At 55.2% G+C, this 22077-nt stretch carries 18 protein-coding genes and 1 riboswitch; of the genes, 5 read left to right on the top strand and 13 right to left on the bottom strand.

Going from position 1 to position 22077, the window contains the following annotated elements; all coding sequences use genetic code 11:
- From H8K43_RS17630 to H8K43_RS17615, 4 genes are all read right to left on the bottom strand, one after another.
- A partial coding sequence (locus tag H8K43_RS17630; RefSeq protein WP_186905076.1) for a hypothetical protein occupies positions 1–227 on the bottom strand: 227 nt, incomplete at its 3' end.
- 35 nt (positions 228–262) lie between these two features.
- Complete coding sequence (locus H8K43_RS17625; protein WP_186905075.1) at positions 263–1588, bottom strand: DUF2931 family protein; 1326 nt, start codon at positions 1586–1588, stop codon at positions 263–265.
- Positions 1575–2891, bottom strand: coding sequence for a phospholipase effector Tle1 domain-containing protein (locus H8K43_RS17620; RefSeq protein WP_186905074.1), 1317 nt, complete (start codon positions 2889–2891; stop codon positions 1575–1577). The genes H8K43_RS17625 and H8K43_RS17620 overlap by 14 nt, the downstream gene beginning before the upstream one ends.
- A 10-nt stretch (positions 2892–2901) precedes the next feature.
- Entirely contained in the window at positions 2902–5706 is a 2805-nt protein-coding gene (locus H8K43_RS17615) for a type VI secretion system Vgr family protein (protein ID WP_186905073.1), read from the bottom strand.
- 699 nt (positions 5707–6405) lie between these two features.
- Between H8K43_RS17615 and H8K43_RS17610 the strand changes: the two genes are divergently transcribed.
- Positions 6406–7005, top strand: coding sequence for a hemerythrin domain-containing protein (locus H8K43_RS17610; protein WP_186905072.1), 600 nt, complete (start codon positions 6406–6408; stop codon positions 7003–7005).
- A 95-nt stretch (positions 7006–7100) separates the two neighbouring features.
- On the opposite strand, the gene H8K43_RS17605 is transcribed toward H8K43_RS17610, so the two are convergent.
- Complete coding sequence (locus H8K43_RS17605) at positions 7101–8024, bottom strand: LysR family transcriptional regulator (protein ID WP_329604538.1); 924 nt, start codon at positions 8022–8024, stop codon at positions 7101–7103.
- Between the two features lie 141 nt (positions 8025–8165).
- Here H8K43_RS17605 and metE point away from each other — a divergent pair, with 141 nt between their 5' ends.
- Positions 8166–10493: a 5-methyltetrahydropteroyltriglutamate--homocysteine S-methyltransferase gene (gene metE, locus H8K43_RS17600; protein WP_186905070.1), complete on the top strand. Its 2328-nt coding sequence runs from the start codon at positions 8166–8168 to the stop codon at positions 10491–10493.
- Positions 10494–10615: 122 nt separating this feature from the next.
- On the opposite strand, the gene mmsB is transcribed toward metE, so the two are convergent.
- From mmsB to H8K43_RS17565, 7 genes are all read right to left on the bottom strand, one after another.
- Positions 10616–11521: a 3-hydroxyisobutyrate dehydrogenase gene (mmsB, locus tag H8K43_RS17595; RefSeq protein ID WP_186905069.1), complete on the bottom strand. Its 906-nt coding sequence runs from the start codon at positions 11519–11521 to the stop codon at positions 10616–10618.
- A complete protein-coding gene (locus H8K43_RS17590) occupies positions 11518–12750 on the bottom strand; it encodes an enoyl-CoA hydratase/isomerase family protein (protein ID WP_230404083.1) in 1233 nt (410 codons plus the stop codon). The genes mmsB and H8K43_RS17590 overlap by 4 nt, the downstream gene beginning before the upstream one ends.
- Positions 12747–13529, bottom strand: coding sequence for an enoyl-CoA hydratase (locus tag H8K43_RS17585; RefSeq protein WP_186905068.1), 783 nt, complete (start codon positions 13527–13529; stop codon positions 12747–12749). The genes H8K43_RS17590 and H8K43_RS17585 overlap by 4 nt, the downstream gene beginning before the upstream one ends.
- Positions 13526–14686: an acyl-CoA dehydrogenase family protein gene (locus H8K43_RS17580; protein ID WP_186905067.1), complete on the bottom strand. Its 1161-nt coding sequence runs from the start codon at positions 14684–14686 to the stop codon at positions 13526–13528. Before H8K43_RS17580 ends, H8K43_RS17585 begins: the two co-directional genes overlap by 4 nt.
- A 13-nt stretch (positions 14687–14699) precedes the next feature.
- Positions 14700–16256 carry a CoA-acylating methylmalonate-semialdehyde dehydrogenase gene (locus H8K43_RS17575; RefSeq protein ID WP_186905066.1) on the bottom strand — a complete coding sequence of 519 codons (1557 nt, stop codon included), beginning with the start codon at positions 16254–16256 and terminating at the stop codon, positions 14700–14702.
- 280 nt (positions 16257–16536) lie between these two features.
- Positions 16537–16744, bottom strand: a riboswitch (cobalamin riboswitch).
- 152 nt (positions 16745–16896) lie between these two features.
- A complete protein-coding gene (locus H8K43_RS17570) occupies positions 16897–17769 on the bottom strand; it encodes a dienelactone hydrolase family protein (protein ID WP_186905065.1) in 873 nt (290 codons plus the stop codon).
- Positions 17770–17795: 26 nt separating this feature from the next.
- Entirely contained in the window at positions 17796–18239 is a 444-nt protein-coding gene (locus tag H8K43_RS17565; protein WP_222611080.1) for a winged helix-turn-helix transcriptional regulator, read from the bottom strand.
- Between the two features lie 142 nt (positions 18240–18381).
- On the opposite strand from H8K43_RS17565, the gene H8K43_RS17560 reads away from it, so the two are divergent.
- Entirely contained in the window at positions 18382–19239 is an 858-nt protein-coding gene (locus H8K43_RS17560) for an SDR family oxidoreductase (protein ID WP_186905064.1), read from the top strand.
- Positions 19240–19285: 46 nt separating this feature from the next.
- On the opposite strand, the gene H8K43_RS17555 is transcribed toward H8K43_RS17560, so the two are convergent.
- A complete protein-coding gene (locus H8K43_RS17555; RefSeq protein WP_186905063.1) occupies positions 19286–20107 on the bottom strand; it encodes an aldose epimerase family protein in 822 nt (273 codons plus the stop codon).
- Positions 20108–20216: 109 nt separating this feature from the next.
- Between H8K43_RS17555 and H8K43_RS17550 the strand changes: the two genes are divergently transcribed.
- Both H8K43_RS17550 and kdgD read left to right on the top strand, forming a co-directional pair.
- The gene (locus tag H8K43_RS17550; RefSeq protein ID WP_186905062.1) at positions 20217–20975 is read left to right on the top strand and encodes a FadR/GntR family transcriptional regulator; all 759 of its coding nucleotides are present in this window, start codon (positions 20217–20219) and stop codon (positions 20973–20975) included.
- 163 nt (positions 20976–21138) lie between these two features.
- Complete coding sequence (gene kdgD, locus H8K43_RS17545; RefSeq protein WP_186905061.1) at positions 21139–22050, top strand: 5-dehydro-4-deoxyglucarate dehydratase; 912 nt, start codon at positions 21139–21141, stop codon at positions 22048–22050.
- Positions 22051–22077: the final 27 nt, after the last annotated feature.

Raw genomic sequence — 22077 nt, 5'->3', positions numbered from 1 at the left:
GTTTCTAACCTGCTGTTAGCACCTGGGTCTATATCAATACTGTATGCACAAAATGAAATAGTCCATTTCATCACGGCGGTTTCTGGTGTTTCATGGTCAGACATGAATAGTCCTTTCAACATTTCTGCTGCACCTGCGGGTGCAGAGGTGGCCAAACCCAGTGCAGCACCACTTGCTTGCAGCAGCCAGCTACGGCGTTGTGAATAGAATGGATGATTCATTTTCATGTCCTTAAAAGCAGTCTTGCGTCGGCATCAGAAAACTAGTCTTTCCCCGGCCCAGTCTGAAACAAGCGCACGATCTCTGGTTTAGGGCTGGCCTGACCATTCCAATGGGCACCGGGTTTGAGCGCGAAACGTTGTACCCGGCCTACCGGTAAAGGAATGCGGTGTGTTCCCTTGACCAAGGCTGCCGTGATCTGATTCGGATCGTCTCCCACTGTGACCTCTACCGCTGACATATCGTCGTCCCCGGGAAGATAGGCGTTGTCTTCCAGTTGCCGTCCTGGGTACAACTGATCAAACGCTGCGCGCACCTCATGCAAATCGGATTCAGCACCGGTACGCTGCCGTAAATAGAATTCCAGCCAAAGGTAATGGCGCTGTCCTGCCTTGTCCTCGAACCACAATTTAGCTGTCTCCGGAATACCACGCATTGCAGCGACTTGCTGGTAGACCGACAGCTCCCAGGCAGCGATGGTTTCAAACTCACCATTGCCCTGATAACTGTCCAGCTCTATCAGACGCGAAACATTGCCTGCCAGGGTATGACGCCAAGGGAACTTGACGCGTATGCTACGCATATACCAGTCGGGATTCGCCTGCCAGCCAGCCTTGATGCGCTCTATGGTTTCTGGCTTAAAGCGCCAGGCCTTTAACTCTTTCCAGCGGTCTTCATTGAGAGTAAAGGTACCGCCGGGTAACCGCGCGTTGTACTGGCGCACATCGATATCGCGGATAACTTGCGCACGGAAAGTTTGTAATTCCACCTGATGGGTATAACCACTGGCCCACAACATAATGTAGCCTTGTGGTGCTATGCCAAAACGCAATTCAGAAAAGCGTGGCACGACCGATCCATAGCTGATGTTTTTAATCACGACTTTGGGCTGCTTAAAAAATAATTCATAGATACGGCGCAACGGCAATTCTGCATCCAGCCGGTAAAAACGGTCTTCCTGATAATCGTAATAACTTAAGTGTATGGTTTTGGGTAGCCGCCCCCCCTTGGGATTGGTACCGCCCATATCACTACTGCCTGCACCCCAGCCTGCGCCAAACCCGGAAAAAAACCGCGCTACGTCTTCACCCTGAGCATCTTTGAGCCAGTTATCTGCCCATAGGGTTTCCAGCCTGGAATTAGCCGCTCTATCGATATCAATGCCGTATTTACAGAAAGAGATTTCCCATTCCATCACGGCGGTTTCTGGTGTTTCCTGCTTAAACATGAAGAATCCTTTCAACATTTCTGCTGCACCTGCGGGTGCGGCAGTCGCCAGACTTAGCGCGGCACTACTGGCTTGCAACAGCCAGCTACGGCGTTGTGAATTGAGGGGTATGATGGTTTGGTCTGGTTTAACCCATTTCATGATGACGTCCCCAGGTGATTGGCGTGGGATAGCGCGCCCACATACCAGTTTTGTTATCGTTGGCAGACACATGCAGATAGGCATGGCGGAAGGCCTTGGCGCGCTCTGTGCCCAGCTGTGCATTCAATTCCCAATTGATACGGGTGGGCTTGCCCGGTTTGAACGCGTGCTCTTGCACCAGCTGACGTAAAGCAGTCTGTATCTCTGCAATGGCAGGGGTTTGTGCGATCATATTTAATTGTTCGCTATAGCGGCTTACGGTATAGCGCTCTGCCATATCGACCATTAATGCAAGCGCGACCTTGTAATAATCACCGCTGATACTGCGTTGATGCCGATATGGATGCGAGGTACTGGCTTTTTTATCTGATGCCTGATACCAGCCTTGTTGATACACAAAATCCTGCGATCCTTGGGTTACGCCCTGATCCGGATGCCAGCCAGGTGGCACCAGATCCCTGACTTCAATCTCGCTTTTGTTTGCATCGCAGACATAGCCGCCGCCCACGTCGGAATGGGCACCCGGTATGCCCAGTTCAAACCCCATGGGTACGCTGAGATTGTTTATGCTGACCCTGGCTTTAAGCGCACTGTCTATCGTCGTGTCTGAAAAACACAGACGGTATTCATCCAGAGCAATCAAATGAAACACCCGTCGCGCACTGTCTGCACTAAATCGTAAGCCCAGATCATTCACATCATTGCCATAGACGATGCCTTCGGAAGACACGGTATCGAATAGCCCGACAAAATTCACCACAACCTGAACCTGGCTCCAGTCATCAGTAAAATGCCTGGCGATCTCATGCTGATCGCGTAACAAATGGGCGAAATGCCGTGCAGTGGCAGCCCCCCGGCTGAAACCATAAAGATTCAGTTCCAGGATGGCTGGCGGCCCCAGCTTTCCCCGATGTTTCATGACTTTTCTTTGTAAGGGCTCAAAGGCCGATTGTGCACGAGTCTCGATGCCAGTTTCACCGGTGCCTAAGGCATAACCAGCCATCGCATCGCTTTCAAACTTAGTTGTTCCCATACCTTCGATATACACGCCGACATCAGAACTGAACTCATCCAGCCCGATAACTTTCCACATCCGCGCCACATTCGACAGCGCATTGTCATAACTGGTATCTTCACCGCCATATTTTGCCCGGGTCGCCGCATCTGCTTTTTCTACGTTGTAGTAGTTATTGCGTGTGCCATCAAAAAACAGATTGGCCTGGATTTTATCGACCTGCACGATATGTTCGGTATCGTCGCCAGGCGTGGTGCCAGTTATGCTGTTGTACAGTCCTTGTTCCATGGTCTTCCTCTCAAGATCCGGTATGGTCTGGCTGCCTGCTGGCTGCTTTGATTTCCAGGTTTGCGCTCTGATTACCGCTGCCTACCCGTTGAGCGCAACCAGAGGTATCGGTCACACCATTGACGATGCGTCCAGAGGCAGTCTGAATGTGGTAAGCAAAATGCGCTACCGGACGACCCGCCATATCCTGCAAAACAAACATTTCGTTATAGGGCGTGGATTCCGGCAAACTCTTAACCGGCAAATGCTGTGGCCCGGTCGTTGTATGCGTCGCCGCGTGGCCGGTGTAGCGGCCGCTGCTGCCTTGTTCGATACCGGTGGCGCTCCATTTTTTGTAGCTGCCGCCGCCGTTGATGACGACTTCCTGACGGGCGCTCAGTTGTATCGTTTCGGCGCTGTGGCTGAGGTCGAGTTTAGTGAGCAGGTTCACGCTGTTTTGCAGTGCCTGAATTTCGATATCGGCCTGGGCAGAGATCAGGCGGATATCGAATTTTTTAGCAAACAGCCGTATCGCCTTGCGCGCACTCGCGAGCAGGCTGTGGCCGCTGCTGAGGCTGATGTGTTGTTCGGCGGTGATCGCGTGTTGGGTGGCGCTGTGTTGTTGGGTGCTGCCTGCGGTGGTGCTGGCGATGCCTGCAGGGCTGGTGATCAGGATGTGGGGCTGGCTGAATTCGGGGAAGTGGTTTTGGTTTGTGCTGGAGGTATTGCTGGCCTTGTTTGTGTTCGTGTTCGCTGTGCCTGCGATTTCTGCATTTTGTTGTTCGAGGTCTTGTGCGACCTGAGGCTGATCTGTGGGTTCCTGCGCTCCGGCTTGCTGGGCGGCGTCGGCCAGGCTGGCGTGCAGGCTGTGTGCATGTTGCAGCCGTTGTGCGCTTTCGTTCAGGCTGGTGTGATGCTGCTGGGCCTGGGGCCGTGCTTCGCTGCTGATCAGGAGGCCGTCTTTGGCGCGGACAGCGCCGTGGCCGTCGGTGCGTAGTTCAAAGCCTTGGCCGCGTGGATCTTGCCGTCCACGGTTGTTGTCGATGCGGGTGATGTGTCCGAGGCTGAGCTGGCTGTGTTGGTGGTCGCTTTTAAGCTGGAGCTGAATTTGTTGGGCGGTGTCGTCGAGGATGAGGTGATTGCTGCGACCGGCGCTGGCATTGCCTCCACCCTCGGTGAGTTCGCGGCTGCGCAGGCCGGTCAGGGCTTGCTGACTGGGTAGCTGCCAGGGTGGCAGGTTGTTTTGATTGTGCAGGCTGCCGCTGCAAACCGGTTGATCCGGGTCGCCACCGATAAAGCTGATCAGGACTTCTTGTCCTATGCGCGGTATGCTGAGTTGACCAAGCTGATTACCAGCCCAGGCTTGCGCGACGCGTACCCAGCAACTGCTGTTGTGATTGCGTTTGCCGTAGCGATCCCAGGGGAACTGGATTTTAATGCGACCGTAGACGTCGGTGTAGAGGTTGTTAGCAGCGGTGTCAGGATCAGGGCCGGTCACACGGGCGACTTCGGGGCCTAGGCTGCGTGGCTTGGCTTGTGTCAGTGCGGGACGCAATATGCAGTTGCTGGGCTGGACGTGGAAGTCGGTTTGGATTTGCCAGAGGCCAGGGTCGATTGGCTGACTGATGGTGGAATGTGGTACAGCGGAATTCGACAGATTATTTGATACATCACGCTGCGTATCTTCACTCACATTTTGTAGTGTAAATGTGGTGTGCAGAATCAGGTATTCGATGTTGGCGGCGGCTTGCGGATAGTCAGTGAGTGTAAAACTCATGCCCGGTGCCAGGCCGCGTAAATAGGCGCTGCCTTTGGCGCGCTGGCCGTGCTGACGGCGTTCTTGCAGGCGGATTCTGGCCAGGTAATCGCCTTGTGGTTCAGTCTGATTAAGCGCATTGTCACTGCCTGCATTCGGCTGACTGTAATTACTGCCTGCATTCGCATCGCGCCATAAATACACTTCCTGATTCGCATGGCCGGTAGGGCGAGCATCGCTGAAACCCGCATCCAGACTGGCTTCTGGCCGGGTGTAGTCGTAGTCGCGGCTGGCGACGCTGCCGCTGGTGAGGCGATGTTCGGGACTAAAGGCGTGGATGTAATCGCGGTCGGTCTTGTGACCTGGTGGGTAGTAAGGCAGTGTGACGTAAGCCGCAGAGGCGGTGTGAAACGCGGCATTGTGATCGGACAGGATGAGCCGGTGTACGCCTGCGCTGTGTTCGAAATGGTAGTTGATGCCCCATTCCTGCATCAGCCTCACGACAAACTCCAGATCGGTCTCGTTGTACTGCACACAGTAATCGCGCAGCGGATAGCGTTCGATCAAACGACGCTCGACTGCAAACGGATAATCGGCTAATACGGCAAGAATAGTATCGACGGGAGTCTGATTCTGAAACACCTTGCAATCGCTGGAGAGACTCGCGAGATGCAGCCAGGGTTGCAGCGTACATTCAATCACGGCATGGCGGCTGTCTAGACCGACGAAACGCGCCGCCGTCACGACAGCCGACAACTCACGCACACCTGCACCCACGTTCACCGCAGCGCCACCAGGCAGACCAGACACAAACGAGCCCCTGCCTTCGAGTTCAATGTGGCAGGTGATTTCTTTGCCGATCACGTAGTCAGGATGGAAGGCGGTGCCAGGTTTTGCGCCTAAACCCAAGTCAGCAAAACCTGTCACGTCACTGCTTTGCAAGCGCAGCGTGTAGCTGAATAAAGTATTGATGCCATCGCTGCCGCACAGACTCAGAGGACTGAAATGAGCCAGCCCACCTGCCGTCACCGCCGGACCGGAAATGCTGAGTGCACGCGGGTGGTGGAAGCGGTTAGGCATGATAGGGCTCCTCTACAAAAATAGAAATACTTATAAAATAGTTACTTACTATTTTTACATTCTACCCAGATGTGTACAGCTTGAGCCTGAAAATGGAAACGCTGTCACCATTATTAACAATGTTGCATTAAATTATGCAAATAGGACTTACGCAAAATTGTTCCGGCAAGGCATGGCGACGCAGGCAGTACGCGCAGTAAGACACGGAACCATAACGCAGCTGAGGCAGTTTTGCGTAAGTCCTAACAAATAGTGGGCGTGGGTGGTGGCTCTATACAGTACAAGAAACAGCAACATGAAAATACAAAGACCAAGTAAACACAAGGCTTAGCGAACAAAAAGCCTCGGAAAGGCGCAGCGGTGTTAGGTGTTTGTCTTGGGGATGTTCGCGCAGCATGGCCTGGGTGAGCGCAAGCATCACCGCTAATTAGCGCAGCAAGCTGTTCAGCTTCCGCAGTCCTGAAGCAAGTCTGATATTGTCCAAAACCTCAAGCGTACTGTGTGCAATTTGCGCAATATCAAGAGCCAAAGCGCCCACTCAGAGTAAATTCATCGCAGTTCCTCCGTCTAAGCGTGCACAGCAAAAATTCAGATTTTTAGAACAAGACACCCACAGAGGACAGACGCGACATAAAGCCATAACCCAGCTTGCGTGCTTTTACGTCCGTCCAGCCAAATTCAAAAACAGGGAGATTTAAGATGAGTGCCAGGAATTTCCATCCGGTTTCTGTCGATATCATTCATCAGGAACACGAGCATTTATCCGCCGTAATCCAGGGCATGCTGTACTTTGTACGCTCAGTCAAACAAGGCGGACCGGTGCCGGATCTGAAGGTATTCCGCGCCATGTTGTACTACATCGCGGAATATCCTGAAAAAGTCCATCATCCGAAAGAAGATCAGTATCTGTTCGCCAAAATCAAGCAACGCACCCATCAGCTCGATGCTGAACTCGATGCGCTGACCGAACAGCACAGCAGTGGCGAGGCCTTAGTCCATCGCCTGCAGGATGCCTTGCTGCAGTATGAATTCCAGGGTCAGCCCGCATTCGACAAATTCTATGAACTGGTCGAGCAGTATGCCAAGTTTTACTACGCGCATATGCGCAAGGAAGAAGATGTGATCATGCCGGTCGCCAGACAGGTGTTGTTTGTCGATGACTGGCAGGAAGTGGATGCCGCCTTTATGAAAAACCGTGAGCGGCTGGACGACAGTGGCGAACGCTATCGCTATGAACAGTTATTCTCACTGATCGTGAATATCAGCCCGGCGCCTATCGGTGTGGCTGACCCGCTGTAATTCTTCGATTTAAATCCCCCCGCTGCAAACTGCTGCTAACTACGTTAAAGCCGGATCGTGTGCCTAAGCCACGGTCCGGTTTTTTTACGACTGCTTCATAATAGTTCCACATTACTCAGCGTCAAAAAACTGCTTTCACGGATAGTTTGCACAAAGTCGAGCAGATAGGCTTTGGATGACATGGCTGGCAGGCAGCTCGCATACAGGCGTCCGGTCAAGCCATCGGCGCTGATTTTTTTGGCCAGCACATAATTACGGCTCAGGTAGTTTTGCGCCGCCCATAAAGGCAAGGTCGCGATGCCGCGTTTACTCGCGACTAACTGCAGCATCGCGACTGTCAGTTCAGTTGTCCTGCGTGTGGTTTTGATACCGGCTGGCCGCAACACCTGGCGCACCACATCCAGCATGTCATCCGGTACCGGATAGGTAATCAGGGTATCGCTGGCGAAATCCTCAGCCACCAGATAATCACGCGCCGCCAGATGATGATCTTTGGCGACCAGCGCCACGATTTCATAGCGGAACAGCGGATGGTAATCAACCACCTCATCGGCATCACGGTCAGCCACAATCGCAATATCGGCGCGGTGTTCATGCAGCAAAGCGATAGGATCGGCATGAAAGCCCGACACGATATCAAGCTCAACCGCAGGCCAGCGTTGCCGGAAAATATCCATGGCTGGCATCAGCCAGTCAAAGCAGGTATGGCATTCCACTGAGATTCTTAACTGCCCGGCCTCGCCTTGCGCCAGCCGCGCCATATCGCGCCCGGCTTCCGCCACGGCAGGCAGCAAGTCATCGCCCAGTTGTAGCAGCCGCTCACCGGCCGCGGTAAAGCGTACCGGTACCGACTTTCTTTCAAATAATTCCAGACCGTAGTGTTCTTCCAGTTGCTTGATCTGATGCGATAAGGCCGATTGCGTCACATTCAGCAAGCTCGCGGCACGCATCAGATTGCCTGCCTCGCGTAAAGCCACCAGAGTTTTTAAATGTCGGACTTCAAGGATGGATGCCATTATGAGTAAATTTCATGATGATTACAAATTTTTATCGTTTGAATAATACTCGACCTAAAGACAGAATGGCAAGTCTGGAACCTGCAAAGCGCCTTGCCCAGCAAAGCCTCAGGTTTGCAACCACCCTTTTATCTGGAGTCCATCATGTCCTTAGCTCATATCCCCGGTTACCCGCGCATAGGCGCCCATAGAGAATTGAAGTTTGCGCTGGAATCGTTCTGGCGCGGCGACAGCAACGAACAGCAATTGCAGGAACTGGCCGCCAGCCTGCGTTTGCGCCATTGGCAGAGCCAGGCGAATGCCGGTCTGGATCTGGTCACAGTCGGTGATTTTGCGTATTACGACCATGTACTACAAACCCTGGCTTTGCTCGGCGCGATCCCGGAACGTTTTGGCTTCGATCCCGCCAGTCTGAATCTGCAGCAGTATTCCGAACTGGCACGCGGTAACAGCCAGCAGTTTGCGATGGAAATGACCAAATGGTTTGATACCAACTACCATTATCTGGTCCCGGAATGGAGCCAGCACACCCGCTTTGATGGCGGCACCAACTGGCTGTTTGACGAAGTCAGTCAGGCGCAGGCGGCAGGTTTTCAGCCTAAGGTGGTGTTGCTGGGACCGCTGAGCCTGCTGGCACTGGGCAAAGTCAAATCCGGCCTGTCACATGCACTGGAATTACTGCCGCAATTGCTGAGCGCCTATCAAGGCATACTGCAGCGCCTGCAACAGCAAGGCGTGAGCTGGGTGCAGATCGACGAACCTGTGCTGTCACTGGATCTGGACGCCGCGTATCTGGCGCAATTCCTGCCCTGCTATCAGGCATTGAGCCAGCAAGCACCTAAGATTTTACTGGCCAGCTATTTTGGCGATGTGAGTCAGCATCTGGACTTACTGCAAAGCCTGCCGGTGGCCGGTGTGCATCTGGATCTGGTGCGCGGCACTACGCTGACAACAGATGTGCTGGCGAACTGGCCTGCACCGCAGGTTTTGTCTTTAGGCGTAGTCGATGGCCGCAATATCTGGCGTACTGATCTGCGTAGTGTGCTGCACAAGCTGCAGCCTGTGCATGCAGCACTGGGCGAGCGTTGCTGGATCAGCAGCAGCTGTTCTTTACTGCATGTGCCAGTCGATCTGGACAGCGAAACCCGGCTCGATATCGAATTGAAAAACTGGCTGGCTTTCGCGAATCAGAAAATCACAGAAATCCAGACCCTGAGACTGGCACTGGATCAAGGTGAAGCAGCAGTCGCAGAGCAACTGGCGGCCAGCGATCAGGCGGTACAGTCACGCCAGAGTTCTAAGCGCATACACAATCCGCTGATACAAAAGCGGCTGCAAGCGATTGCTGCCAAAGATACCCAGCGTCATTCCGGCTTCAGCGAACGTATCCGCGCCCAGCAAGAAAAATGGCAGTTACCGCTGTTCCCGACTACTACCATCGGCTCCTTCCCGCAAACGCCAGCCATACGCCAGACCCGCGCCGCCTATAAGCGTGCTGAGATCAGTCATCTCGATTATCTGGAAAAAATGCGCGCAGAAATCAGCCTGGTGGTCAGCAAACAGGAAGAACTGGGGCTGGATGTGCTGGTGCACGGCGAACCGGAACGCAATGATATGGTGGAGTATTTCGGAGAACAGCTGTGGGGTTATGGCTTTACCGATTTTGGCTGGGTACAGAGTTATGGTTCACGCTGCGTGAAGCCACCATTTATTTATGGCGATGTATATCGTCCGGAAGCGATGACGGTAAGCTGGAGCGCCTATGCGCAAAGCCTGACCGACAAGCCGATGAAGGGCATGCTGACCGGGCCGGTGACGATGCTGCAATGGTCTTTCGTACGTGACGATCAGCCACGTGAAGTCACGGCGCGCCAGATCGCGCTGGCCTTACGCGACGAAGTCTGCGATCTGGAACAGGCAGGCATAGGCATGATACAAATCGATGAACCTGCATTCCGCGAAGGCCTGCCATTACGCCAGCAAGACTGGGCGCATTATCTGGACTGGGCAGTACAGGCCTTCCAGCTGTGTGCGGCCGGAGTGCGCGATACCACCCAGATTCATACCCACATGTGCTATTCCGAATTCAACGACATCCTGCCCTGGATCGCTGCGATGGATGCCGACGTGATTACGATAGAAACCTCGCGTTCGGATATGGAGTTACTGGATGGCTTTTCCAGCTTTTCCTACCCTAACGATATAGGGCCCGGCGTGTATGACATCCATTCACCACGGGTACCGAAACCGGAAGAAATCGCACGCTTATTGGGCAAGGCACGCAGCGTGATTCCCGATGCGCGTTTATGGGTGAATCCGGATTGCGGTTTGAAAACCCGCCAATGGCAGGAAACCGAACTGGCGCTCGCGAATATGGTGGCAGCAGCACGCCAGCTCAGGCTGCTGGCTGAACAGGCTGAGCAGGATCAGCAAGCCAGCGCAACGGTGGATTCAGCGGCGCAGCCAGTCTGAATGCAGTTGAAATAATCTGTACTTAAAAAGCTGAGCAGCTGAACAGTTGAGCACCTGAGTATCCGCAAGCTTGCGGACTCAGGTGCATACAACATGAACAAACTGATGGGCTGCTTCAGTCCTCAGCCTCCAGTCTTAGGCGCCAGCAAGCTGTAAATGCTGGAAAAATCTAAAGCGCCTGCGCCTTGCTGACTGTGTAAAGCATACAGATTACGCGCCAGCTCACCCAGCGGCACTGCGGCCTGGACTGTGCGTGCTGATTCCGCAGCCAGACCCAGATCCTTCAACATCAGATCCACCCCAAAACCACCGCTGTAGCCGCGTGATGCGGGCACATTATCCATCACACCGGGACAAGGGTTATACAATTCCAGTGCCCAGTTGCGGCCTGAACTCTGACGCATGATATCGGACAGCACATGCGCATCCAGCCCGTTCGCCACACCCAGCGCCAGCGCCTCGGCGGTACCCGCCATCAGTATGCCCAACAACATGTTATTGCAGATTTTTGCAGTCTGGCCTGCGCCATAGCTGCCAGCGTGGAAAATGTTTTTTCCCATTGCCGACAATATCGGACGTGCGCGCTCCAGATCATTGAGCAAGCCCCCCACCATGAAGGTCAGCGTGCCCGCCGCCGCACCCGCAGTACCGCCCGAAACCGGCGCATCGAGCAGACTCAGGCCACGCTCCGCCGCCGCGCTGGCCAGCTGTATCGCAGTCTGCGGCGCGATTGTGCTGCAATCCAAAACCAGCGCATCGTCTGCGATCAGCCCCAGTATGCCGGGGCTATTCTTGGCACCAAAATACAGGGCTTCGACATGGCGGCTCGCAGGCAGCATGGAAATCACCACCTCCGCCTCAACCACCGCATCGGCGGCGGAACTGGCACACCGCGCACCAGCGCTGGCCAGCTTATCCATAGCTGTGGCCGATAAGTCATACACGCTGAGGCTATGCCCGGCCTTGATTAAATTCAGCGCCATCGGCGCCCCCATATTGCCTAAACCGATAAATGCAATCTGACTCATGCTGCTTGCTCCTCCAGGTTAATGTGCTCAATGTGCTGCTCCAGCAATCCGAGCCGGGCTAAGTCTTGTAGCGGATGCTGAGGCCAGTCTGGCGCGGCAAACATGGCCACCACTTGCGCCTCCATTTGAGCTGCCGTCAGTTGCTGCATATCGGCAGGCTGCCATTGTGGCTTGCCGTCTTTATCTATCAGTAAAGCGCGAATCCCTTCTGCAAAATCGCTATGTGCAGCACAGCGTAAAGCCAGCACATATTCCATCTGAAACACCTGTTCCAGCGACATGGTGGCCGCACGGCGTTGCACTTCCCAGGCCAGCGCCAGCGACAAAGGTGCTGCCTTATGCAGGCTGGCTGCGGCTTTCTGCAACCAAGGGTCAGTGTATGCGTGATCGCGTAGTTTTTGCACGATGTGCTGCCAATTCTCGCCCTCGCACAAACGGTCTATCAATGCAGTGGCTTCCTGCAAAGGCCCGGCCAATACGGCTTCCGGCATGGCGACACTGTGCAGCAGCTGACTCAATTGCTGACCCGCCTCGGCTGCCGAATCACTCCAGCCCTGGCGCAGGATAGCGGCGATCAGTTGCTCGCGGCTCGCATGTGGAATTGCGTAGTCAGCGATGCCAGCATACAGACAGTCGGCACTGCGCAGCTGGGCGCCGGTCAGTGCCAGAAACAAGCCAATTTTGCCGGGCAGGCGTGACAGCATCCAGGAGCCACCGACATCCGGGAACAAGCCTATCGCAGCTTCCGGCATCGCAAAGCGGGTCGCTTCGGTCACCACTTTATGGCTGGCGCCCATCATCAAGCCCACACCGCCGCCCATCACCACCCCATGCGCCCAGCACAGCACAGGTTTGGGATAACGGTGTATCAGATAATCGAGCTGGTATTCACTCGCAAAAAACTCCGCCGCATACGCATTCGCGCAGCTATCACCCGCTGCAGCTGAGGCATGATGCCGGCGCATAGACTGGTACAGTTGCTGCAGATCGCCGCCCGCACAAAAGGCTTTATCGCCACTCGCTTGCAGCAACACCAGCGCGATCTGCGGATCACTGGCCCATTGCTTCAGGCGCGTAGTCAGTAACTGCACCATAGGCAGCGATAAAGCGTTTAAGGTCGCAGGCACATTCAGGGTAGCAATCGCCAGCCGTTTACCATCGGCACACACGCGTTCTTCAAACAAGACGACATCCATAGCCTTATCATCCATCACCTTGGCCTCCATCATTGATAACTCCAGTTAGCCCGACGTTTTTCTAAAAACGCCTGCACACCCTCGGCCTGATCGGGACCATCAAACAAATCGACAAAGGCTTCACGCTCCTGCACCAGCATGTGCTGCACCGGCTGGCTGCGTGCACCCTGTATCAATTGCTTGCAGGTGCGCAGACTGCGCGGACTTTGTTTGGCTGCCAGGGCCGCCAGTTGCTGCGCACGCTCAACGGCCATGCCGCTGTCCACTACTTCCTGCACCAGACCGATACGCAGGGCAGTCGCAGCATCGATGCGTTCACCCAGCAAGATCAGGCGTTTGGCCCAGGCTTCACCGACCAGCCAGCTCAGATGCTGGGTACCACCGGCGCAAGGCAGCAAACCGACCGTAGCTTCCGGCAAGGCCAGTACGGACTGGGTTTCTGAGATACGGATATCACAGGCCAGCGCACACTCCAGCCCGCCGCCCATCGCATAGCCATTGATGGCCGCAATCGACACTCCGCGGAAAGCGGCCAATGCCTCAAAGGCCTCACCAAAGCGGCGCGCCATTTCGCGTGCCAGCGCTTTGTCGCCAGATGCGAATGTCTGCAAATCCGCGCCCGCAGAAAAAAACTTTTGCCCGCTGCCGGTCAGGATCAGGCTGGTGATTTCAGGTCGCGCATTCAGGTCATGCACCAGCTGGGTCAATGCCATCAGGCCTTCACGCGTGAAGGTGTTTGCGGGTGGATTGTGCAAGCTGATCAGCGCAGTATGCTGCTCAAGCTGGACTTGCAGATTATGGTAGTGATTCATCGCAGTTCTCCGGTACTCAGGGTGTTGAGGAATTGACGCGCAATAATGGAGCGCATGATTTCATTGGTGCCTTCCACGATTTTGTGGGCGCGTGCATCGCGCATCAGGCGTTCCAGCGGGTATTCACGGATATAGCCATTGCCACCGCAAATCTGCATCGCTTCATCACAGACTTGAAAACCAACGTCGGTGGCGAAGCGCTTGGCCATGGCGCAATAGGCAGTCGCATGCACCGCCTGCTCATCGAGTTTGACCGCCGCCATACGGACTAACTGACGTGCCGCAATCAGATCAGTCAGCATATCCGCCAGTTTGAATTGCACAGACTGAAAATCGGCCAGCAGATGACCAAACTGGCGCCGTTCACGCACATAAGTTTGCGCTGCATTCAGTGCACCTTGTGCGGCACCAATGGAACAGGCAGCGATATTGATACGGCCGCCATCCAGTCCGCGCATGGCGAGCCGAAAGCCTTGACCGGCTTCACCCAGCAAATGATCCTGCGGCACCCACACATCTTCAAAAAACACCGCACGCGTAGGTTGACTATGCCAGCCCAGTTTTTCTTCCAGACGGCCAAAGCTGATACCGGCACTGTCCGCTGGCACCACAAATGCCGAGATACCGGCCGCACCCGCCGCACCGGTGCGTGCCATCACGATCAGCACATCGGAGACACCGGCACCTGAGATAAATGCCTTAGAACCGCTGATACGATAGCCGCCATCGACCGCGCTGGCCTTGGTGCGCAGGGCGGCGGCATCGGAACCCGCACCCGGCTCGGTCAGGCAATACGAAGCCAGTTGACGACCCGAAGTCAGCGCGCTGGCCCAGCGTTCGCGCATGGCCGGACTGCCCCAGCTGCACAGCATCCAGGTCGCCATATTGTGTATGCTCAGATAGGCGGTGGTGGATGGATCAGCTGCGGCCAGCTCTTCAAAAATGATGCTGGCATCGAGTCGTGACAAGCCCAGTCCGCCTGCACTTTCGGGCGAATACAGGCCGCAAAAGCCCATGTCACCGGCTTTTTCTATCACGGCACGCGGGAAAAAGCCGTCCGCATCCCATAGTGCTGCCAGCGGTTGCAACTCTGATTCAGCGAAACTGCGCGCCGCGTCCTGAAACGCGCGCTGTTCCTGGTTGAGATCGAAATTCATCGCACTCACCCATTCACTTCAAAGAGATGGTGGTGTTGACGCCAGCGCCAGCCTGACTGTCGTCAAACCAACGCTGCGTCACGGTTTTAGTCTGGGTATAAAAGCTGATGACCTGCTTGCCATAAGGGCCCAGATCACCGAGCTTGGAGCCGCGCGAACCGGTAAACGAGAACAAAGGTACCGGCACCGGAATAGGCACATTAATACCAACCTGACCGACATCGATTTCTTCCTGGAACTGACGTGCCGCAGCGCCGGACTGGGTGAAAATCGCAGTGCCGTTACCATACGGGCTGGCATTGATCAGCGCGATAGCCTGCGCCAGATTCTCAGCTTCCATCACGCATAAGACCGGGCCGAAGATTTCCTGTTCATAGATATCCATGCCGGGACGCACCCCGGAAAACAGCGTAGGGCCAAAGAAATTGCCCTTTTCATAGCCTGGCACTTGCGGCTTGCGGCCATCCAGTTCCAGCTTTGCACCCTGCTGCACACCGCGCTCTATCAGGGTCGCCACGCGGTCCGCTGCACTGCGTGAAATCACGGGGCCGATATCGGTACCAGCCTCCGTACCGGCGCTGACTTTGAGGGTACGCGCCACTTCGATCAGATCCGGCAGCCATTCACGCGCTGCACCGACCAGTACCGCCACCGAGACCGCCATACAACGCTGACCAGCCGCACCAAACGCCGCGCCCACCAGACTGTTAATGGTCTGGGCGCGATTTGCATCGGGCATCACCACCGCATGATTTTTAGCCGCCATCATGCATTGCACGCGTTTGCCATTCAGGCTGGCACGCTGATACACATGCTGACCGACACGGCCCGAACCGACAAAGGACAGTGCGCGGATGTGTGCATGATCACACAAGGCATTCACCACCTGCTCGCCGCCATGAACCACATTCAGCACACCGGCTGGCACACCGGCTTCCAGCGCCAGTTCGACCAGACGCATGGTCACCATAGGGTCTTGCTCAGACGGTTTCAGCACGAAGGTATTGCCGCAGGCGATAGCCATAGGGAACATCCAGAGCGGTATCATGGCCGGAAAATTAAATGGTGTAATCCCGGCACACACGCCTATGGGCTGCAGCAAGGTGTAGGTATCGACGCCATTCGCGACATTATTAGCCAACTCACCCATTTGTAGATTGCCGATATTGGCTGCATGTTCCACCACTTCCAGCCCGCGGAAAATATCGCCTTCGGCATCGGCCAGGGTTTTGCCCTGTTCCGCAGTCAGCATCGCCGCCAGTTGCTTCATGTTGTCGCGTATCAGTTGCTGATAGCGCAAGAAGATGCGCGCACGCGCACCGATAGGCGTTTTGCGCCAGTGCTGAAAGGCCTGATGCGCGGCATTGATCGCGGCATCGGTTTCTTCCGGCGTCGCAAACGGCACGCGTGCCAGCACTTCTTGCGTGGCGGGATTAACGATATCGCGCCACTCTGTACTGCGCGATTGCACGAATTCGCCATTAATCAACAGCGGAATAGCCGGCACGGTGCTGCCGGAATGCGCAGCGGAAGTTACGGAACTTACAGGGGATATGGCAGGATGGGTCATCTCAGCTTCCTTTACATCGTCACTGTGCGAGGCACAGAAATTAGCGATAAAAAGTCACCGGTGCATGTGCAAACGTGTACAGACGTGCGCAGATGTGTGCGAACACGAAGCGACACGAAGCAACACTGCTCGGTAACCTGACTGAAAGCGCAGCAAGGGAAAAAATTGTGCGCCACGGCCAGCACCCACCGTGCCAGACCGCGACCTCAGAGAACAGCGTGAGACGCAGACGCCAACCGCATCGCCATGATGCCGTTGCAGCCTGATCGCCGACCCGCGATTCGCTACAGATCATCAGGCCGGTATCCGGGCTCGTAAGACTTGCTGTCACGCCTTCCCAGTCTGTCGACCAGTGGCACAGAGTGACAACCACACTTACTTACCGTTGCGGGGGCAGCAGCGGCATAGTCTGTGTAAAGACGCACCGCTTTCCCGTTTAACTGTCGCATCCAGAACGAACGCGCAGCACCTGATGCAGAAAACAATAACACCGATTGACGTTTACGTAAACGTCACTTTTAAGGAACACCAAAAAATATAGATGAAAAAAATTTGCGGGTGGTGAGTCTGGTTCAGAATCAGAACCGGACTCACCACCCGCAGCTTACTGCTTCAGAGATCAATCACTAATCGGCAAGAATCAGGCCACCCCACCCCGCGCAAAACAGGCCAGCATTTGCTGCCACGCGAGTTCCGACTGCTGTGCGTCGTAACGCGGCATATCGATCACGCACCAGCCATGCTGGGCCGGGAACACCGTCACCTGTGCCGCCCTGCCCGCATCCTGCGCCGCCTGCTGCAGGATGGCCTGATGTTCAGGCTGCTGTACATGATCGTCCTCTCCTATCGCCAGCAACACGCTGACTTCAGGCGCCATCTGCGCAAACAGCCGGTGCGGGCTATCGGCCAGATTGGTAATCAAAAACGCGCCGTGAAACGAGACCGCAGCCTGGATGCGCTCAGGCGCTGCCGCTGCTGCACGCAGCGCAAACGCCGCCCCCAGACAATAACCGATGCTGGCGATTTTCTTGCTATGGTCAACCGCCGCCTGCCCATCCAGAAAAGCCAGTGCCGCCTGCGTATCCGCCGCGATACCAGCCGGACGTATTCTTGCCACCCGTGGCCAGGCCGAATCGCGGTCAGCCAGCCAGTCGCTGAATTCCACATACAGCGGCGCTGGCGCATCGCGATAATAGTGATTCAGCACCAGCACCGCATAACCGGCTGCCGCCAGCCGTGCTGCCATGATGCGCTTCGCTTCACGCAGACCGGCGATGTCCGGCCACAGCAGCACTACCGGATGACTGCCCTTAGCCGGATGCACAAAGCAGGCATCCATCTTGCCATCCGGCGTATCGATCACGACCTCACTCTGCGTCAGCTCTACGCCATGTGCCTGCCATTGTGGCGCGATGCTTGCGCGCCAGTCAGGTGCGGCTGATTGTGCTGATTGTGCTGACTGCGCTGCATTCGATGCGTCGTCTATGGCTGCTGCGGTTTGTTCATTACACATGCTCACTCCCGGTTTGGAAATTCAAATTATTTGGCACGATAACGGGTGGATACCGGCTGCGCTTCATGGCGTTCACGTGCGGCCAGCACATCGCCTAGCCGGATTTCTATCCAGTCTGCCAGCACCCGCACTTTTTCTGCAGCCTCTTGGCCAAGAGGTGTGAGGCTATATTCTACATGCGGCGGCACCACTGCTTTTTCTTCACGCAGGATTAAGCCATCGGCTTCCAGCCATTGCAAGGTCTGCGCCAACATGCGCTCACTGACACCGCCAACCGCACGCCTGAGTTCAGAAAAACGGTGCGTTCCGTTTTCCAGCACCATCAGAATCAGCACGCCCCAGCGGCTGGTCACGTGTTTAAGCACATCGCGTGACGGACATTCTTCCATCAATAAGTCGCCGCGCCTGACTGCCTCGGACAAGGGCATTCGCTCTGTCGTATCAGCCCGTTTTTTTGGTGGTTTATTCATGTTATCACTTACCTTTATGTAAGTACTTACGAAAAGTTAGCTCGAATCGTACAATGATTTCAGTGCCGGATGCAAGCACCCGGACTAGGTCGATTCCAGGAATCACTTCGATTTAATTTAATTTACCTTAAAGGATAAAGCCATGACTATCGCAATTACCGCCGCTAACGGCCAACTCGGACGTCTCGTCATTCAACATCTCACTAAACGTGTCGCCGCCAATAACATCCGGGCGCTGGTACGCTCACCGGAAAAAGCCAGCGACCTCGGCGTTGCCGTCAAAGCCGCGGACTACAGCAGTGATGCCGCCACCCTGCAACTGGCGCTGACAGGCGTGGATACCCTGCTGCTAATTTCCGGCAATGAACTCGGTCAACGCGTGGCGCAACACCGCAATGTGATAGAAGCAGCCAAACTGGCTGGCGTGCGCCATCTAGTCTATACCAGCCTGTTGCATGCAGATCGCTCCAGCCTGAACCTGGCACCCGAGCACTTTGAAACTGAACAATTAATCAAAGCATCCGGACTCAGCTACACGATATTACGCAATGGCTGGTATGCAGAGAATTACACCGGTAATCTGGCACCCGCCATTGCGCATGGCGCACTGGTCGGCAGCGCAGCCGATGGAAAAATGTCGCTCGCTACCCGCGGTGATTACGCCGAAGCGGCCGCCATCGTGCTGGCCAACCCGGCCACCCATGCAGGACTCAGCTATGAACTGGCCGGCGACAGCGCGCCAACCATGAGCGACCTGGCGCAGGAAATCTCTGCACAAACCGGCAAAACAATTCCCTATCATTCGCTGCCAGAACACGAGTTCGCGGCCATCTTGCTGCAAGCTGGCTTGCCGGAAGTCTGGGCAAACGGCATCGCAGGCTGGGATGTGGAAGCCGCCAAAGGCGTCTTGTTTGACGACAGCAAACAACTGTCTGCACTGCTGGGCCGCCCAACCACTCCAATCAGCGACTATGTACGTGCTGCATTAGCTGCTGTTTGAGCTGCATGTGCTTAGCCATAGAATGATGCGCGGGTCCGGTACCACGTTAGCGTGCTGCCGGACCCGCGCATACCACCATACTGCCGCGCCAGACGCCACCGGCAGGCAGTAGGGGTGGCTGAGCTATGCAGGCAGGTTCTATACACAGCATACGACAGCCTTCATCGTCCGCAATATCTGGAATCGCGGTCACACCCTGCTGCCAAGGGGTCCACAAGACCACATCGGAAAAACCAAGGTAACCCATTTGCACAGCATGCTCAGCCTGAGTCAGCTGCAGTGGTGTGGCAGTATCCAGGTAAATTCTATCCATCCATTGATTGACGCTTAACTGGGTCTTGCCTGTTGCTGGCATCCGGATTTGCTGCAGTTTATCGATATAGCCCGCCTGATCCAGCCCATGTACTGTTACCGGCACACCTTGCTGCAACTGAAAATAGGTATGCAGTGCTGCCTGAAACTGAAACGCCTGTGTGCCTGAATTAGTGACCTCCAGCGTCATGCGCAGCGTCTGTTCATACAGTTCTATATGCAAGTGCAAGGTGTAAGCAAACGGCCACAACGCGAGACTGGCCTCACTGGCCTGCGTACGTAACAGCAGACTCGATATCTGCTCACCCTGACTGCATGTCACCAGCTCCCAGACTACATCGCGTACTAAACCGTGCTTAGGCAGATGACCCATTTCTGCGAACTGTGGGAACACGACCGGAATGCCGCCACGAACCGGTAAACCGCTCTGCCCGGACAAGCGGCTCATGAATAATTGCTCCTTGCCGCCAGCGGGACACCAGGACACGACGGTAGCGCCCAGCGGCATCACGGTACAACGTGCACCACTTGCGGTGTATAAATCTAGCGTTTGCACAGACTGCTGCATATGGTATTTGCATGAGTTAAAGATACGACATCCTACAACATAAGCAAGGCAAATTCCGCTACAATCCATTTACTCCCATGAAAAAGAAGACTACGGAATGGAAAAGCCTGCTTTGTTCGCCAATACCACCAGAAAACGCCACAAAAGTCTGTCGCAGAGTCTGGCAGAAACGATCAGCAATAATATCCGCAGCGGAATATTGAAACCTGGCGAAAAGCTCCCTACCGAATCTGCCATCATGGAATTGTACGAAGTCAGCCGCACCGTAGTGCGCGAAGCGATTTCCCATTTACAGGCATCCGGCCTGGTACGCACCCGCCATGGTATCGGTACCTTCATCCAGGAACCACCCGCCAATCCACTCAGTCTGCACAAGGATGCAATCGTCACGGTGCGTGATGTGCTCGACATCCTGGAGCTGCGCATCAGTCTGGAAACTGAGGCCGCCTGGCTGGCAGCCTCACGCCGCACCGATGAGCAAATGGAAGACTTAAGCGCGGCCTTGCAAGACATCCTTAAACACGTGCAGCGCGATACAGAATCGGTCAGTGCTGATATGCGCTTTCATCAACTGATCGCCAAAGCCACCGGCAACCGCTATTTTGTCGACATCCTGTCGGATCTCGGCAATACCCTGATCCCGCGCGCCAGGCTGGATTCAGCCGCACTGAGTCAGGAAGCCAGCAACAGCTATCTGGAACGCGTCAACCGCGAACACGAAGATATACACGACGCCATTTTGCGCAAAGATCCGGAAGCAGCGCGCGCCGCCATGCGCACTCACCTGAGCAATAGCCGCGAACGGCTGCGCATGGCGCAGCAAAAGTTCGAAGCCAGCCAGCAAGCCGGCAACTAAGCAATCAATTTTCAACGCAAGACGTTGCATCATTTAAAAATCAGTTGTACGATGTCGTACAAATTAATCCGTACAAATTAATCGCAACAGCTTTCCGTATCACACATCGTTCATTTACTTATCTGGCGGCGCAGCCTGACTGCCAACAACTCTAGGAGACATCATGCACCCACAAGAACTGAAAAAAATCCTGTCTGCCGGCTTACTGTCATTTCCGCTGACAGACTTCGATCAGAATGGCGACTTTAATGCCAAAACCTATGCCGCACGTCTGGAGTGGCTGGCACCGTATGGCGCCAGTGCCTTGTTTGCAGCCGGCGGTACCGGTGAATTTTTCTCGCTGACGGAAGCGGAATACACCAATGTTATTCAGGTAGCAGTCGATACCTGCCGCGGCAAAGTACCTATCCTGGCCGGTGCCGGTGGCCCTACCCGGGTGGCGATCGCGTACGCCCAGGAAGCAGAACGTTTGGGCGCGGATGGCATTCTGTTACTGCCCCACTATCTGACTGAAGCCAGCCAGGATGGTCTGATTGCCCACATCGAACAAGTATGTCATTCGGTCAGTTTTGGTGTTGTCGTCTACAATCGCGGCATTTGCCGCCTGACTGCAGATTCGCTGGAAATCCTGGCAGCCCGCTGCCCTAACCTGATCGGCTTTAAAGACGGTATCGGTGACATCGAACTGATGGTATCGATCTGGCGCCGCCTGGGTGACCGCCTGACTTATCTGGGAGGTTTACCGACCGCTGAAGTTTATGCTGCGGCGTATAAGGCACTGGGCGTACCGGTCTATTCGTCTGCCGTATTCAACTTTGTGCCGAAACTCGCGATGGACTTTTACCATGCGATCGCCAAAGATGATCACGCCACCACGAACCGTCTGATCGACGAATTCTTCCTGCCTTACCTGGCTATCCGTAACCGTAAATCCGGCTATGCGGTCAGCATCGTCAAAGCAGGCGCGCGTCTGGTTGGCCACAGCGCAGGTCCGGTGCGTGCGCCATTGACCGACCTGACTGCAGAAGAAGATGAAATGCTGCGTCAGCTGATCCTGAAACAAGGTGCGCAATAATTTTTGTATCAAGGATTTCCCGGCGCC

This window comes from Cognatundibacterium curvum (assembly GCF_014284235.1).
Classification (GTDB): domain Bacteria; phylum Pseudomonadota; class Gammaproteobacteria; order Burkholderiales; family Burkholderiaceae_D; genus Undibacterium; species Undibacterium curvum.
The sequence above is the reverse complement of the archived record's forward strand: the minus strand, read 5'-3'. Positions and strand labels throughout refer to the sequence as shown.